The organism is Mesorhizobium sp. CO1-1-7 (assembly GCF_020164885.1).
Lineage (GTDB): Bacteria > Pseudomonadota > Alphaproteobacteria > Rhizobiales > Rhizobiaceae > Mesorhizobium > Mesorhizobium australicum.
On sequence record NZ_JAIUHA010000008.1, the window covers coordinates 300,164 to 314,386 of the forward strand.

Annotated in this window: 18 protein-coding genes; 14 read left to right on the plus strand and 4 right to left on the minus strand. The window is 64.4% G+C overall.

The features are described from left to right. Positions 1–3 precede the first annotated feature (3 nt). Positions 4–1,257 (minus strand): flavodoxin-dependent (E)-4-hydroxy-3-methylbut-2-enyl-diphosphate synthase, encoded by a 1,254-nt coding sequence (gene ispG / locus LB516_RS19725; RefSeq protein WP_140616683.1) that lies wholly within the window; start codon positions 1,255–1,257, stop codon positions 4–6. A gap of 333 nt (positions 1,258–1,590) precedes the next feature. Beyond that, the gene (locus LB516_RS19730; RefSeq protein ID WP_015315338.1) at positions 1,591–1,770 is read right to left on the minus strand and encodes a YdcH family protein; all 180 of its coding nucleotides are present in this window, start codon (positions 1,768–1,770) and stop codon (positions 1,591–1,593) included. Between the two features lie 238 nt (positions 1,771–2,008). On the opposite strand from LB516_RS19730, the gene LB516_RS19735 reads away from it, so the two are divergent. Beyond that, positions 2,009–2,212 (plus strand): YdcH family protein, encoded by a 204-nt coding sequence (locus LB516_RS19735; protein WP_015315337.1) that lies wholly within the window; start codon positions 2,009–2,011, stop codon positions 2,210–2,212. Between the two features lie 29 nt (positions 2,213–2,241). Here the strand turns inward: LB516_RS19735 and LB516_RS19740 are convergent, their stop codons facing one another. Further along, positions 2,242–3,030, minus strand: a complete 789-nt coding sequence (locus tag LB516_RS19740; RefSeq protein WP_140662711.1) for an IclR family transcriptional regulator — start codon at positions 3,028–3,030, stop codon at positions 2,242–2,244. Between the two features lie 170 nt (positions 3,031–3,200). Between LB516_RS19740 and LB516_RS19745 the strand changes: the two genes are divergently transcribed. From LB516_RS19745 to LB516_RS19790, 10 genes are all read left to right on the plus strand, one after another. Next, positions 3,201–4,031 carry a transporter substrate-binding domain-containing protein gene (locus LB516_RS19745; RefSeq protein ID WP_174361987.1) on the plus strand — a complete coding sequence of 277 codons (831 nt, stop codon included), beginning with the start codon at positions 3,201–3,203 and terminating at the stop codon, positions 4,029–4,031. A 73-nt stretch (positions 4,032–4,104) separates the two neighbouring features. After that, positions 4,105–4,770 (plus strand): amino acid ABC transporter permease, encoded by a 666-nt coding sequence (locus LB516_RS19750; RefSeq protein ID WP_015315334.1) that lies wholly within the window; start codon positions 4,105–4,107, stop codon positions 4,768–4,770. Position 4,771: 1 nt separating this feature from the next. After that, entirely contained in the window at positions 4,772–5,422 is a 651-nt protein-coding gene (locus tag LB516_RS19755) for an amino acid ABC transporter permease (protein WP_015315333.1), read from the plus strand. A 5-nt stretch (positions 5,423–5,427) separates the two neighbouring features. Further along, positions 5,428–6,222: an amino acid ABC transporter ATP-binding protein gene (locus LB516_RS19760; RefSeq protein WP_015315332.1), complete on the plus strand. Its 795-nt coding sequence runs from the start codon at positions 5,428–5,430 to the stop codon at positions 6,220–6,222. A gap of 37 nt (positions 6,223–6,259) precedes the next feature. Continuing rightward, positions 6,260–6,721: a RidA family protein gene (locus tag LB516_RS19765; RefSeq protein ID WP_015315331.1), complete on the plus strand. Its 462-nt coding sequence runs from the start codon at positions 6,260–6,262 to the stop codon at positions 6,719–6,721. A 25-nt stretch (positions 6,722–6,746) separates the two neighbouring features. Then, on the plus strand, positions 6,747–7,952 hold the full coding sequence (locus LB516_RS19770) for an aminotransferase class V-fold PLP-dependent enzyme (RefSeq protein WP_140662709.1): 1,206 nt from the start codon (positions 6,747–6,749) through the stop codon (positions 7,950–7,952). Between the two features lie 417 nt (positions 7,953–8,369). Next, the gene (locus LB516_RS19775) at positions 8,370–8,909 is read left to right on the plus strand and encodes a sigma-70 family RNA polymerase sigma factor (RefSeq protein ID WP_041163301.1); all 540 of its coding nucleotides are present in this window, start codon (positions 8,370–8,372) and stop codon (positions 8,907–8,909) included. Continuing rightward, on the plus strand, positions 8,906–9,817 hold the full coding sequence (locus LB516_RS19780; RefSeq protein ID WP_224720226.1) for an anti-sigma factor family protein: 912 nt from the start codon (positions 8,906–8,908) through the stop codon (positions 9,815–9,817). Before LB516_RS19775 ends, LB516_RS19780 begins: the two co-directional genes overlap by 4 nt. Positions 9,818–9,915: 98 nt before the next feature. Beyond that, entirely contained in the window at positions 9,916–10,413 is a 498-nt protein-coding gene (gene purE, locus LB516_RS19785) for a 5-(carboxyamino)imidazole ribonucleotide mutase (protein WP_023773946.1), read from the plus strand. Next, complete coding sequence (locus tag LB516_RS19790) at positions 10,410–11,486, plus strand: 5-(carboxyamino)imidazole ribonucleotide synthase (RefSeq protein ID WP_140616675.1); 1,077 nt, start codon at positions 10,410–10,412, stop codon at positions 11,484–11,486. The genes purE and LB516_RS19790 overlap by 4 nt, the downstream gene beginning before the upstream one ends. A gap of 12 nt (positions 11,487–11,498) precedes the next feature. On the opposite strand, the gene LB516_RS19795 is transcribed toward LB516_RS19790, so the two are convergent. Next, the gene (locus tag LB516_RS19795) at positions 11,499–11,918 is read right to left on the minus strand and encodes a lysozyme inhibitor LprI family protein (protein ID WP_015315324.1); all 420 of its coding nucleotides are present in this window, start codon (positions 11,916–11,918) and stop codon (positions 11,499–11,501) included. 242 nt (positions 11,919–12,160) lie between these two features. Here LB516_RS19795 and ykgO point away from each other — a divergent pair, with 242 nt between their 5' ends. The 3 genes from ykgO (at position 12,161) to LB516_RS19810 (ending at position 14,204) form a co-directional block, all read left to right on the plus strand. Next, positions 12,161–12,286, plus strand: coding sequence for a type B 50S ribosomal protein L36 (gene ykgO / locus LB516_RS19800; RefSeq protein ID WP_006327841.1), 126 nt, complete (start codon positions 12,161–12,163; stop codon positions 12,284–12,286). Positions 12,287–12,395: 109 nt separating this feature from the next. Next, the gene (locus LB516_RS19805) at positions 12,396–13,043 is read left to right on the plus strand and encodes a tetratricopeptide repeat protein (protein WP_224587025.1); all 648 of its coding nucleotides are present in this window, start codon (positions 12,396–12,398) and stop codon (positions 13,041–13,043) included. A gap of 93 nt (positions 13,044–13,136) precedes the next feature. Then, on the plus strand, positions 13,137–14,204 hold the full coding sequence (locus tag LB516_RS19810; RefSeq protein ID WP_015315322.1) for an alpha/beta fold hydrolase: 1,068 nt from the start codon (positions 13,137–13,139) through the stop codon (positions 14,202–14,204). The last annotated feature ends 19 nt before the right edge of the window (positions 14,205–14,223 follow it).

Consider the following 14,223-nt stretch of genomic DNA (forward strand, 5'->3'; position numbering starts at 1 on the left):
GGCTTACTCTGCCGCGGCTTTGCCGCCCCGACCGAAGCGCTGGTCAATATAGTCGGCGACCATTTTCTCGAAATCCGCCGCGATCGACGGCCCGCGCAGCGTCGCCGCCTTCTTGCCGTCGACGAAGACCGGCGCGGTCGGCGTCTCGCCGGTGCCGGGCAGCGAAATGCCGATATCGGCATGCTTGGATTCACCGGGACCGTTGACGATGCACCCCATCACCGCGACCTTGAGGTTCTCGACGCCCGGGTATTTCTCCCGCCACACCGGCATGTTCTTGCGCAGGTCCGCCTGGATGTTCTGCGCCAGTTCCTGGAACACGGTGGAGGTGGTGCGGCCGCAGCCCGGGCAGGCCGCGACGATCGGCACGAACTGCCGAAAACCCATGGTCTGCAGCAGTTCCTGCGACACCTGCACCTCGCGGGTGCGATCGCCATTGGGCTCCGGCGTCAGCGAGATGCGGATGGTATCGCCAATGCCTTGCTGCAAGAGGATGCCCATGGCCGCGGAAGACGCGACGATGCCTTTGGAGCCCATGCCGGCCTCGGTGAGGCCGAGATGCAGCGCATGATTGGAACGGGTTGCAAGCTCGGTGTAGACGGCGATCAGGTCCTGCACGCCGCTGACCTTGGCCGACAGGATGATTTTTTCGCGGCCAAGACCGATTTCCTCGGCCATCTCGGCCGACAGGATCGCCGACTGCACGATTGCCTCGCGCGTCACTTCCTGCGCCGTCAGCGGGAAACCCTTGTCCTGGTTGTCGTCCATCAGCCGCGTCAGAAGCTCCTGGTCAAGCGAGCCCCAGTTGACGCCGATGCGCACCGGCTTGTCATGTTTGATCGCCATCTCGACGATCGCCGCGAACTGCCGGTCCTTCTTGTCCTTGAAGCCGACATTGCCGGGATTGATGCGGTACTTGGCCAGCGCCTCGGCGCAAGCCGGATGATCGGCCAGGAGCTTATGTCCGATATAGTGGAAATCGCCGACCAGCGGCACGTTGATGCCAAGCCGCTGCAGCCGCTCATGAATGCGCGGCACGGCGGCGGCACTTTCATCGCGGTCGACGGTGATGCGCACGATCTCGGAGCCGGCGCGGTGCAGCGCCGCGACCTGCGCGACTGTCTGGTCGATATCGGCCGTGTCGGTGTTGGTCATCGACTGAACGACCACCGGCGCGCCGCCGCCGACGACCACGCCGCCGACATCGACGCCGACCGAGGTGCGGCGGGGGAAGGGAGAAGAAAAATATCCGGTCATGCCGGCAGCCTTTTGTCTCTGGAGCGCTATGCGTCTCTCTGAAGCGCGTGCGTCCACCTGGACGCACAAGCCGGGGCCGATGCGTTGAAGTCCGGCATGAGGTGGAGGAGCAAAGATGGCTTGTCAATGGCGACAGGTCGCCACTGGCAGCAATTGGTCCCGGCCGGGACCTGAAACAGCACACGAGCTGGCAGCGGCCAAGCGGGCAAGATGGGTCCGAAGGATATTAGTTTCCGCTTATGGTGCAGCGCTGAAAATCGCAATCACTGCACCGGCGGCTGGCGCCGCCGGCAAGGAAGACCGCCAGTGGTGAGCGGCTATGTCAGGTGAGGATCAATGCGTGGTTGGTTGCGCCCTCAGTTTCTCAATCGCATCCTTGAGTGCCAGCTTGCGTCGCTTGAGATTCCCGATTTCGAGGTCATCAACCGACGGGTGATTCATCGCGTCATCGATTTCGCGTTCGATGTCGCCGTGTTTCCGCTGCAACTCATCAAGATGGGATGCAAGAGACATGATTGGTTCTCCCTTTCATGGTTTCCTCGATTGCAGCCGCCAAGGCACGTCCACCGCAGGTCGTATCTGTGACGGCACAATGACAGTGTGCCACCATCGAGCAGCGATGTCGAATGCTGCGTGGTAGCATTCCACGACAACGTGAAATGTGATATGGGCTGCGCGCCGGTGGCAGAAATTGCCGCCCCCGCCCAACCAGGCCCAGTTTTGGGCGCCGCAGACGTGCAGACGGTAGAGAATGTCCGATCAGGAACAGGCCGATACTCGCCTCGAATTTTCCCGGCTGAAGCAGGAACACGCCGATTTCGATGCCGCGATCAACGCGATGATCGCCATGAATTGCGACCCGCTGCAGATCCAGCGCATGAAAAAGAAGAAGCTGTTCCTCAAGGACCGACTGATGAAGCTGGAAGACAGGATCATTCCAGACATCATCGCCTGAGACGGAATCGCGCCGCCGGCACTTTCCGCCTATGCGCCGATCGAGAGCCCGGCGGCGCGGCCGCGCAGCAGGCCGATGAGATCGGCGGTCCGCTCCTCCGACGTATCGATCGGAACCACCAGGCACATCGTCGCCTCGACCTTGCCTGGCGCTGAAAAGACCGGCACGGCGAGGCATTTCGTATAGGCGTCGACCAGGCCCGAGGTGACGCAGTAGCCGGTCACCCCTGCCTTTGCGATGTCGGCGATGAAATCGTCGAGCCGCAGCTTGCGCCCGTCAGGCAGCACGAGATCGTCATCAGACACCATGGCTTCGATCGCAACTCTATCCAGCCCCGCAAGCAATAGCCGGCCAGACGCGGTCCAGGGCAGCGGTATCTGCAGGCCGGTGGCCGAACTGATGCGGAACGGCCTGGTACCAGGGCTGGAATGGACGATCGTATAGCGGCCGCTCTGCAGCATGCACAATTCCGAGGTCTCGCCCGTCTCGCGCGACAGATGGTCGACCTCCTGGCGCCCGCGCCGCAACAGGTCGTTGCCGCGCACATAGTCCATTCCGTAAAGGTAGAGCTTCTTGCCGAAATAGACGCGATTGCCGTCGCCGGCCATTTCAAGGAGGCCGGCATCGACCAGAGACCGCACCAGCGTGTAGGTGGTCGAACGCGGCGCATTGACGCCCTTGGCGAGATCGCCAATGCCGATCGCACGCTGCGTCGTGTGAAGGAACTCTAGGATTTCCAGGACCCGGTTGAGGCCCTTCTCACGGGAGCCCGGCGCCTTCTCGTCGGCCGAAGCAGCCAAAACACTACTATCTTGCATTGTCGATTCCCGGTGCTAGTATCTGTCTTGTACAGGATACATGCGTCTCTTGTAAGAGACAATCTTTGATAATCACTGCCGCGTGTATGGCCTGTGCATAGGGGAACACAACACGAAAGGAGGTCGCCGTGAACGACACATCCGGAAGACGTGATTTTCTGAAATTGGGAATGGCGGGACTTGCCACGGCCGGCGTGCTGGCAGCCGTCGATGCGCAGAAGGCCGCCGCACAGGCCGCATCCGACAGCCTGCTGCGCACCGTGCTCGACAGAGGCAAGCTGATTGTCGGGACCGGCAGCACCAACGCACCCTGGCATTTCGAGAACGATGCCGGCGAACTGGTCGGAATGGATATCACCATGGGCCGCATTCTCGCCAAGGGCCTTTTCGACGACCCGACCAAGGTCGAGTTCGTCATGCAGGATCCGGCCCAGCGCATTCCCAACGTGACCACCAACAAGGTCGACATCACCATTCAGTTCATGACTATGACGGCGCAGCGCTCGCAGCTGATCAATTTCTCCCGGCCCTACTATGTCGAAGGCGTTGCCTTGCTGACCCTGCCGACCGCCGAGAACAAGACCTTCGACAAGCTGCTGGCCGGTGGTTCAGCGACACGCATTTCCATCCTGCAGAATGTCGACGCCGAAAGCTCGGTCCACTATGCTCTGCCGCAGGCCCAGGTGTTGCAGATCGACACGCAGGCGAACGTGCTGCAGGCGCTGGAGTCCAAGCGTGCCGACGCCGCCGCGGTCGACCTGTCCACCGTGCGCTGGCTCGCCTCGCGTAATCCAGACAAGTATTTCGATGCCGGCAAGAGCTGGTATTCGATGCTTTACGGCGCCGCGCTGCGGCAAGGCGATTTGGACTGGCTGACCTTCGTCAACCAGACTTTCACCATCGCCATGTTCGGCCACGAATCGGCGCTCTATGACGCCGCCTTCAAGGACTATTTCGGCCAGGAGCCGCCGGCGCGTCACCCCGGCTTCCCGGTCATCTGATCCCGGATTACGGAAGGGTGGCGTTGTTGCCCTTCCGTAATCGACTCGACGTCCTTCACACCGAGGCGGATGCATGGGCTATGCCCTTAATTTCAACCTGATCTGGCGGCATTTCGACAAGCTCTGGGGCGGCCTGCTGCTCAGCCTCGAGCTTGCCGTGATCTCGATCGCCATCGGCGTCGTCATCGGGTTGGTGCTCGCGGTCTGGTACGTCTCGGCCGGACGCGTGGTGCGGGCGGTGATCGCCGCCTATGTCGAATTCATCCGCAACGTGCCGCTGATCCTGCTGGTCTATCTCGTCTTCTACGGCCTGCCGACCGTGGTCGACCTGGCCTACAGTGCACCGACCTCGTTTGTATTGACCCTGTCGGTCTATAGCGGCGCCTATCTGGTCGAGGTGTTTCGCTCCGGGCTCGAGGCTGTCCCGCGCGGCCAGCTCGATGCCGGCAAGGCGATCGGCCTAACGCCATGGCAGAGGCTGTTGCACGTGCGCCTGCCTACAATGCTGCGCATCACGCTGCCGGCGCTCTCCAACACCTTCATCTCGCTGTTCAAGGACACCTCGATCGCCTCGGTCATCTCGGTGCCCGAACTCACCTTCGGCGCCCAATGGATCAACTTCAACACATTCCGCATCGTCGAGGTCTACCTGGTCACGACGGCGATGTATCTGGTAACCGGCTATGCGCTGCTTTTCGGGCTGCGGCTCGTCGAGCGCCGGTTCAGGGCGGCGCGCTGACATGCTGAGCCAGATCCTCTACGCACTGCCCTTCCTTGCCCAGGGCTTCGCCGTGACCTTGTGGGTCTCGCTGCTGGTGGTGGTGCTGTCGCTTATCGCCGGCGTCTTGCTGGGCGTCGGCCTGATCTATGGTCCCGCCCCTTTGCGCTGGGCGGTGCGCATCTTCTCGGACACCATTCGCGGCATTCCGATCCTGGTGCTGATGTTCTTCGTCTATTACGGCCTGCCGGCGATCGGGCTGCATCTGCCATCGTTCTGGGCCGCGGTGTCCGCGCTCACCCTGTTCAAGACGGCGCAGGTCATCGAATACCTCAGGGGCGCGGTCGGCTCGATCCCGAAGGGACAGTCCGAAGCCGCGATGGCGATCGGGTTGACCTTTCGCCAGAGGCTCACCTACGTCATCTTTCCGCAGGCCTTCAGGCGCTTCCTGCCGCCCTGGATCAATGGCGTCACCGACGCGGTCAAGGGCAGCGCGCTGGTGTCGCTGCTCGGCATCACCGATTTGATGCAAGCCATCAATCAGGTCATCGGCCGCACCTATGAAGCGATGCCGCTCTATATACTGGGCGCGCTCCTCTATTTCGCGGTCAACTACGCACTCTCGCTCGCCAGCCGGCGGCTCGAGCGGCGTTTCTCCTTCATCCGGGAATAGCAACGATGTCCGAAGCCCCAAACGCCAGTCCGGCACTGCTCGACGTGCGCGATGTCTCCAAGGCCTTCGGCGCCGTCGAGGTGCTGCGCTCCGTCAGCCTTCAGGTGAAGCGCGGCGAGGTGGTGACCGTCATCGGCCCTTCCGGCAGCGGCAAGACCACGCTGCTGCGCTGCGTCAACTTCCTGGAGAGCTACGACAGCGGCTCGATCCGCATCGACGGCAAGGAGGTCGGTTTTCGCGAGGCCGGAACGCGTCAGCGCCGCAGCGAGCGCGATCTTGCCGCCATGCGCGCCGAGACCGGCATGGTGTTCCAGAGCTTCAACCTGTTCCCTCACCTGACGGCGGCCGGCAACATCATGCTGGGTCTGACCAAGGTGCGCGGAAAAAAGGACGCCGAGGCACGATCGATCGCCGAACACTGGCTCGGGCGCGTCGGCCTTGGCCACAAGGCCGACAGCCTGCCGGCCGAACTCTCCGGCGGCCAGCAGCAGCGCGTCGGCATAGCCCGCGCCGTGGCCATGGAACCGAAGATCCTGCTGCTCGACGAGATCACCTCCGCGCTCGATCCCGAACTCGTCGGCGAGGTGCTGGCCGTGGTGCGCAGCCTCGCCGAGGATGGCATGACCATGCTGATGGTAACCCACGAAATGGCCTTTGCCCGCGACGCTTCTAGCCGCATCGTCTTCATGGCCGATGGCGGCGTCAGCGCCGTCGGGCCGCCGAAGGAGATCCTCGCGGCGGAGACCAGCAACGAACGCCTCCGTACTTTCCTGGCGCGCTTCCGAGCCTCGCATTTCTAAACTCAGGCGGCCAAAGCCGCCCAAGGAGCCTTCATCCATGACGCCTTATATCAGGCTCGCCGAACTCGGCCTGACGTTGCCCGAGCCGCCGACGCCGATCGCCAACTTCGTCACCCATGCCGAGAGCGGGCGGCTGATCTTCCTCTCCGGCCAGGGGCCCCTGCGCGCCGACGGCACGCTCTGCACCGGCAAGGTGGGCGAGGACGTGACGGTCGAGCAGGCCTATCAGCATGCCCGGCTGACCGGGCTCAACCTGCTTGCCGTCATGCATGCCGCCGCCGGCGATCTCGGCCGTATCGTACGCGTCGTCAAGCTGCTCGGCTTCGTCAACGCGACGCCGACCTTCAGCGACCACCCGAAAGTGGTCAATGGCTGCTCGGACCTGTTCGCCGATGTCTTCGACAAGATCGGCGGCCATGCCCGCTCGGCGATCGGCGTCGGCTCGCTGCCTGGAAACATCACCGTCGAAATCGAAGCGGTCGTCGAGATCGCCGCCTGACCTGCCACCCACGGGATTAGCTCACATGAAAACCTCTTCCGACACCGGCTCCAACACCACCATCCGCGAACGGCTGGGATTGCGGCCGATCATCAACGTCTCGGGCACCATGACCGCGCTCGGCGCCTCGATCATCGTCCCGGAAGCGATCTCCGCCATGGCTGAAATGGCCTCGCAATGGGTGGAAATGGACGATCTGCAGCGCGCCGCGAGCACGGTCGTCGCACGCCTCACCGGCGGCGAGGCCGGCTTCATCACCGCCTGCTGCGCCAGCGGCATCACCATGGCGATCGCCGGTGCGATGACCGGAACCAGCCTGCTCGCCATCGAGCGCCTGCCCGACGACACTGGCGACCTCAAGTCGGAGGTCGTCATCCAGCTCGGCCACATCGTCAATTACGGCGCCCCGATCGACCAGTCGGTCCGCGTCGCCGGCGCCAGGGTGGTGCCCGCCGGCACGGTCAGCGTGACCCAGGACTATCATGTAAGCGAGGCGATCAACGAGCGCACGGCGGCGGCCCTCTACGTCGTGGCCCACCACACGGTGCAATACGGCATGCTGTCGCTGGAGGAATTCTGCGATATCTGCCACGCCAAGGGCGTGCCGGTGATCGTCGACGCCGCGTCCGAGTATGATCTGCGCGGTTTTCTGGCGCGCGGCGCCGATGTCGTCATCTACAGCGGCCATAAATTCCTGAGCGGGCCGACCAGCGGCATCGTCACCGGCCGCAAGGATCTGGTGCGGGCCGCCTATCTGCAGAACCGCGGCGTTGCGCGCGCCATGAAGGTCGGCAAGGAAAGCATCGCCGGCACCATGGCGGCACTCGAAGCCTGGGAGAAGCGCGACCATGCCGGCATCCGCCGGCGCGAGGAAGCAGCACTGAACCTGTGGAAGGACGCGCTGCAGGGACTGCCCGGCATCGCCGCCATCATCATTCCCGACCCCACCGCCAATCCGCTCGACCGGCTGCAGATATTCGTCACGCCGGAGAGCCGCTTCACCGCCGCCGGTCTTGCCTCGGCCCTTGCCGCCGGCTCGCCGCCGATCATCGTGCGCAACCACGAGGTCGAGCGCGGCCATTTCTTCCTCGACCCCTGCAACCTTCACCCCGGCGAGGCGGAGATTGTCGCCGAACGTCTGCGCGCCGTGCTGACGGCGAAGGAGCGCCCGGCCGACGCGATGAAGGTCGCCCGCAAGGATTCGTCAGGCGTCTTGCGCTGGCCGGATTGATCGCTAAACCGACCATGCCGAAGGCATCGGCTGATCACGCGACTGTGAACAGCCGGAATTTGCCCACGCGGGAATAAATCCTCTCTTCAACAAGTCTCCTCGACATACGCCACGGCTGGCGTTGAGGAGACTGGCATGCCCCATCATCGCGAGCACAGCGAACACGGCTGCGGCGTCAGCCGCCGTCATGCGCTGCCGAGCATGATCGTCATCAATCCCTTCTCCATGGCGCCCCTCCTTTTCATAGCGCCCCTCCTTTCATAGCGCTTGACACTGGTGACGCAGATGAATTCACTTTCAGCAAGGCAGACGACTTTGCCCGTTTCCGGGGGCTTTGCTCCTGCAAGCCAGGCAAAATCGCTGTCGCATCTTGAGGCGGCACGGCCTGTCCGCTCCGGAGAGGATCATGGTGCTGCTTTGAGCGACAGGGCCCTGGCAGAGCGTTTCAACGACGTAGTGCTGCCGCATCTCGGCGACGCGCTGGCGCTTGCCCGCTGGCTGACCGGCAATGCCGCCGACGCCGAGGATGTCGTTCAGGACGCCTGCATCAAGGCGCATGCCGGCATATCAGGCTACGCCGGCGGCAATGCGCGTGCCTGGCTGCTCACCATCGTGCGCAACACCTCCTACACCTGGATGGCGCGCAACCGGCCGCGCGGCATGATGGCCGTCGGCGACCTCGGCGATCTCGACGACATGGCGGCCGCCCATGGCACCAGCCTGCCGGACGAGGATGGTCCGGAAGCGAGCCTGATCGCCAGGGCCGACACGGCGGCACTGGAGGCTGCGATCGCTGCCCTGCCGCAGCCGTTTCGCGAAACGCTGGTGCTGCGCGACATTAACGGCCTCAGCTATCGCGAGATAGCGGCCATGCTCGACGTGCCGATGGGTACGGTGATGTCTAGGCTGGCCCGCGCCCGCGGCCTGCTGGCGTCCGAACTGGGGAGAGCGCCATGACCGGCCATGACGATGGACTGCCCAATGATCCCGAAGGTGTCAGACTGATGATCCACGCCCTTGTTGATGGCGAGCTTGATGCGGCGGCGGCCCTTGCGGTGGAGCGTCGCATCGCCGCCGATCCCCGGCTTGCCGCCGAACATGCCCGCATCCTTGCCCTGCGAGGCGCGGTCAGCCGCTTGCCGCGCCCTGACGTGAGCGACGCCTTTCGGGCCCGCATCGCGGCGATCGGCATGGCCAGCACCGAGCAGCCGGCGACAGCCGAGGCAGCAGAGCCGCAGCGCGGCACGCCGTCGGCGCTGCCGGGCTTGATCGCCGGCGCTGGCGTCGGCCAGCGGCGTGAAGCCGGGACGCGTCCTTCGCTGGCGCGGAGATCGCCGAGGGCAAGCCGCTTCGGCTCGTTCGACTGGCGCGCCATGGCGGCATCGATCATGATCAGCGCGGTGCTGGCCAGCGGCGCGACGCAATGGGTAATGTTCAACGGCGCCGAAGACGGCTTGGCCGCGGCCGTCGCCAGCGGCCATCGCCGCAGCCTGCTCGCCGCGAGCCCGATCGACATCGTCTCCTCCGACCGCCATACGGTCAAACCGTGGCTCGACGCCCGCATCGGCGTCTCGCCGCCGGCGCCGGACCTTGCCCAGGAGGGCTTCGCCCTCATCGGCGGCCGGGTCGAGGTGATATCAGGCCGGCCGGTACCGGCACTGGTCTACCGCCACCGCGAGCACCTGATCACCCTGGTCGCCGAACCGCAGCAGGGCGGCAAGACCACCCAGCCGGACGATCTTTCCTCCGGTGGTTTTTCGATGGTGCACTGGAGCGAGGGCGCCTTCTCCTATTGGGCGATCTCCGACATGGAGCGCCCCGAACTCGACGACTTCGTCGCTCGCTTCCGCAAGGCGGCGGTATGAGCCGGAATGTGGCCGTCGGCATCTCGCCGATGGCCTGAATCCTTGCGGCCCCGCGCGAATTCCGCTAAGGCGCGCCTTTGTCGCCGGGGAGCAGAAGCTTGGACGATCAACGCGCCGATGTCGCCATCATCATGGGCAGCCAATCCGACTGGGCGACGATGCGCCAGGCAGCGGAGACGCTGGAGGCGCTTGGTGTTCCCCACAAACGGCTGATCATTTCGGCGCACCGCACGCCCGACCGGCTCTATGAGTTCGCCAAGGGCGCCAAGGCCGCCGGCTACAAGGTCATCATCGCCGGCGCCGGCGGCGCCGCGCATCTGCCCGGCATGACGGCGGCGATGACACCACTGCCGGTGTTCGGCGTGCCGGTGGAATCGAAGGCGCTGTCGGGCCAGGATTCGCTGCTGTCGATCGTCCAGATGCCGGCCGGCATTCCTGTGGGAACGCTGGCCATCGGCAAGGCTGGTGCGGCCAACGCCGCCCTGCTGGCCGCCGCCGTGCTGGCGCTCAACGACGACAAGCTTGCCCAGCGCCTCGATGCGTGGCGCGCCTCGCAGACCGCCAAGGTCGCGGCCGAACCGACGGACACGCCGTGAGCCTGCCCGCCGGATCGACCATCGGCATCATTGGCGGCGGCCAGCTTGGCCGCATGCTGGCAATGGCCGCCGCCCGGCTCGGCTACCGCACCATCGTGCTGGAGCCTCAACCGGATTGCCCGGCGGCACAGGTCGCCAACCGGCAGATTACGGCCGCCTATGACGATCCGGCAGCGCTTGCCGAACTAGCGGCGGCAAGCGCCGTCGTCACCTACGAGTTCGAGAACGTGCCGGTGGCCGCCGCAACCGCGCTTGCCGCCAAAGTGCCGGTCTATCCGCCGCCGCGCGCGCTTGACGTTGCACAGGACCGGGTGAGCGAAAAGACATTCCTCAACGGCATCGGCATCGCCACCGCCGCTTTCCATCAAGTCGGCACCGACGACGAGCTGGCGGCGGCGCTGAAGGCCTTCGGCGGCAGCGGCATCCTCAAGACGCGGCGCATGGGCTACGATGGCAAGGGCCAGCGCGTCTTCCGTAACATGGAAGCCGGCGGTTTCGCCGGCACCTGCGAGGCGATGGGCAATGTGCCGCTGATCCTGGAAAGCTTCGTGCAGTTCGAGCGCGAGATTTCCGTCATCGCCGCGCGAGGGCTGGACGGCACTGTCGCCGCCTACGATCCAGCCTGGAATGTGCACCGCGACGGTATTCTGCACACATCGACCTTGCCGGCCGGCGTTGCGCCGGCGACCGCGCGGGCCGCGAAAGACGCGGCGACGAAAATCCTGTCGGCGCTCGACTATGTCGGCGTCATCGGTGTCGAGTTCTTCGTACTAGCCGACGGCTCCCTGCTGGCCAACGAGATCGCGCCCCGCGTCCACAATTCCGGCCATTGGACCGAAGCCGCCTGCATCGTTTCGCAGTTCGAGCAACATATCCGCGCCATTGCCGGCCTGCCATTGGGAAGCTCGAACCGTCATTCCGATTGCGTGATGGAGAACCTGATCGGCGACGACGTGCTGCGCGTTCCCGCCTTGCTCGCCGAACCCGACCTGATGCTGCACCTCTACGGCAAGGCCGAGGCCCGGCCCGGTCGCAAGATGGGTCATTTCACCCGCATCAGCCGCCGCGGCTGATACCAGACACGCCTATTGCACCTCGTCGCTGTCCGCGTCGGGGCTGGCGCAACTTGCGTCGCCTTCCTCGCAATTGGCGGAGGCGGCGAGCTGCTTGATGCGATCATTGGTCAGCCTGGTCAGGCATTGCGAGACCTCCATCGCATGGATGGACCCGCCCTGGCTGGCGGCGGTGTTATGCGCGCATTCGGCATCCCGGAAGCTGATCCAGGCGCGTTGTGCCACCTGAAGCAATCTCTTGCCGTCGGCATCATCGGAGCCAATCAGCGCCTGATAGGCCGCATTGAGCCTGGCGTCGGCCGCCTGATAGTCCTCGCCGGCACAGATATTCATCATCTGCTGGCTGTCGTCGGAGCGGTCGCATTCTTGCCCTCGGGCAGCCGAGCTCGCCGCCAGGATGACGAGGCAGGAGGAGAGGAATATTCGGCGCATGGTCGTTCCCAAATCGCTTGCGATGGACGACATCATCCCAGCCGGCTCATGGCCGCGCAATGCCACGGGGCCGACATGGCGGATATTTGATGATATCGGGACGCGGAGCGCGCTTGCGGTTGACTTACGGTTGACATGGGCAAGTCTCCTCGTTTATGAGCCACCCACCGTTCAAAAGGCGCGTCTTCTGGCGCGCCTTAAAAATTCGACCCCGAACCGGGTCCAGACCGACAGGCAAGACCATGAAGATCAAGAATTCGCTCAAGGCGTTGAAGGCGCGTCACCGCGACAACCAGCTGGTTCGCCGCAAGGGCCGCGTTTACATCATCAACAAGACCGCCCCGCGCTACAAGGCGCGCCAGGGTTGAGTTTTCGGCCGGAGGCTTCTCGTCTCCGCCCATTGATGCTTGTCGGCCAGCCGACCTTCCCACGCTAAAATCACTTTGATGTTCCGCCGCCCGGGATTAAACTCGGGCGATGCGGATTGTTTTTGTATTCTTGACGACTTTGCTGGTTTCCGGCGTCATCCCCCTGCCGGCCCAAGCCGGTGATCGGCCGATCGCGGTGGCGGCCGCGGATGGTCAGCCGGCGCCCGCCGATGCCCAGCCAGCGGCTCCGGACACTCCGGCCACGCCGATGACGAAACAGGCCCGGCTCGACAAACTGTTCTCCGACCTGAAGCGCGAGCGCAACGAAAAGGCCGCCGAGCGCATTGCCGGCAGCATCTGGAACGAATGGTTCCAGTCCGGCAGCGCCTCGATCGACCTGATGATGCAGTGGTCGCAAAAAGCGATGAATGATCAGAAATTCGACGTCGCGCTCGATTTCCTGGACCAGGTGGTGACCTTGCAGCCTAGCTACGCCGAAGGCTGGAACCGTCGCGCCACCGTGCATTTCATGATGAAGAACTACGGCAAGTCGATGGCCGACATCGACCGCACGCTGCAGCTCGAGCCACGCCATTTTGGCGCGCTGTCGGGCCTGGCCCAGATCATGGCCGAGACCGGCCACAAGCAATCGGCGCTCGAGGCCTGGCAGAAGGTGCTGGCCATCTACCCGATGATGCGCAGCGCCCAGAACCAGGTCGCGACCCTGTCGGAAGAGCTTGCCGGCGAAGGCATTTGATAGATCAGGAAATAGCCATTAGGCGCTGGCGCTGGAGCCAGCCCTACTGCCCTACCCCACAACTTATCCCCCTCCATCCCCGTATATCCCTGCATGAACCTGATCTATGCCGCGCTCGCCTTCCTGATGGCGCTTGTCCTTGCCCTGGTCGGCGTCACCCGCGCCGGCTCGTGGCTGATCGAGCGCCGCGGTCCTTCGGTCGGGGCGTTCGCCGACATCGACGGTGCCCGCATCCACTACGTCCACCTCCCCGCCCCAGCCAGTGCGGATCTGCCGCCGATCGTCTTCATCCATGGCGCCAGCGCCAATTTGAAAGACCAGATGCTGCCACTCAGGCCGCTGCTTGAAGGCCGCGCCGAAATGCTGTTCTTCGACCGGCCTGGTTTTGGCTGGTCCGGCCGCGGTCCAGGCAACAATGAGGACCCATCGGCGCAAGCCGCAACCATCGCCGCCCTAATGGACCGTCTCGGCATCAAGAAGGCAATCATCGTCGGCCATTCCTTCGGCGGCGTGGTGACGGCGGCTTTCGGCCGCGAGCATGCGGACAAGACGCTCGGGCTGGTCTTCCTGGCGCCGGCGACCCATCCCTGGCCGGGCGGCGCGACGTCCTGGTACTACGACCTGACCACCATTCCGGTGATCGGCCGGCTGTTTTCCGAGACGCTGACCTATCCTGCCGGGACGCTGTGGATGGCGGACGCCACGACCTGCGTCTTCTCACCCAACAAGGTGCCCGACAATTATCTCGCCGCAACCTCGATCCCGCTGGTGCTGAGGCCGTCGGCCTTTCGTGCCAACGCCACCGACGTTGCCGGCCTCTATCGCTATGCGCTCGCCGCCGCACCGCACTACAAAGAGATCACGGCCCCGACCGTGGTCATCTCCGGCGACCGCGACAAGGTCGTCTATGCCCGGATCCACTCCGTCGGCCTAGTGCGCGACATCCCGGGTGCCGAGCTCGTCTGGGTGCATAATCTCGGTCATAAGCCGGACTGGATCGCTTCCGACCTCGTCGTCGGCGCCATCGAGAAAGTCGGCGGCAAGGATATCGATCTGGAAGCAATCGCCAGGACGGTGGAGGCACGGATTGCCAGCGACACATATGGCACGGGCAAATGCGCCGACATCAAGGAACCTGAAGCGGAGCTCGCGCCGACCTGATGCGTGCCATCCGAAAACG

Coding starts and splice junctions, on each gene's coding strand:
- ispG (WP_140616683.1), bottom strand. CDS start 1,257: ATGACCGGATATTTTTCTTCTCCCTTCCCCCGCCGCACCTCGGTCGGC.
- LB516_RS19730 (WP_015315338.1), bottom strand. CDS start 1,770: ATGTCTCTTGCATCCCATCTTGATGAGTTGCAGCGGAAACACGGCGAC.
- LB516_RS19735 (WP_015315337.1), top strand. CDS start 2,009: ATGTCCGATCAGGAACAGGCCGATACTCGCCTCGAATTTTCCCGGCTG.
- LB516_RS19740 (WP_140662711.1), bottom strand. CDS start 3,030: ATGCAAGATAGTAGTGTTTTGGCTGCTTCGGCCGACGAGAAGGCGCCG.
- LB516_RS19745 (WP_174361987.1), top strand. CDS start 3,201: ATGGCGGGACTTGCCACGGCCGGCGTGCTGGCAGCCGTCGATGCGCAG.
- LB516_RS19750 (WP_015315334.1), top strand. CDS start 4,105: ATGGGCTATGCCCTTAATTTCAACCTGATCTGGCGGCATTTCGACAAG.
- LB516_RS19755 (WP_015315333.1), top strand. CDS start 4,772: ATGCTGAGCCAGATCCTCTACGCACTGCCCTTCCTTGCCCAGGGCTTC.
- LB516_RS19760 (WP_015315332.1), top strand. CDS start 5,428: ATGTCCGAAGCCCCAAACGCCAGTCCGGCACTGCTCGACGTGCGCGAT.
- LB516_RS19765 (WP_015315331.1), top strand. CDS start 6,260: ATGACGCCTTATATCAGGCTCGCCGAACTCGGCCTGACGTTGCCCGAG.
- LB516_RS19770 (WP_140662709.1), top strand. CDS start 6,747: ATGAAAACCTCTTCCGACACCGGCTCCAACACCACCATCCGCGAACGG.
- LB516_RS19780 (WP_224720226.1), top strand. CDS start 8,906: ATGACCGGCCATGACGATGGACTGCCCAATGATCCCGAAGGTGTCAGA.
- LB516_RS19795 (WP_015315324.1), bottom strand. CDS start 11,918: ATGCGCCGAATATTCCTCTCCTCCTGCCTCGTCATCCTGGCGGCGAGC.
- ykgO (WP_006327841.1), top strand. CDS start 12,161: ATGAAGATCAAGAATTCGCTCAAGGCGTTGAAGGCGCGTCACCGCGAC.
- LB516_RS19805 (WP_224587025.1), top strand. CDS start 12,396: ATGCGGATTGTTTTTGTATTCTTGACGACTTTGCTGGTTTCCGGCGTC.
- LB516_RS19810 (WP_015315322.1), top strand. CDS start 13,137: ATGAACCTGATCTATGCCGCGCTCGCCTTCCTGATGGCGCTTGTCCTT.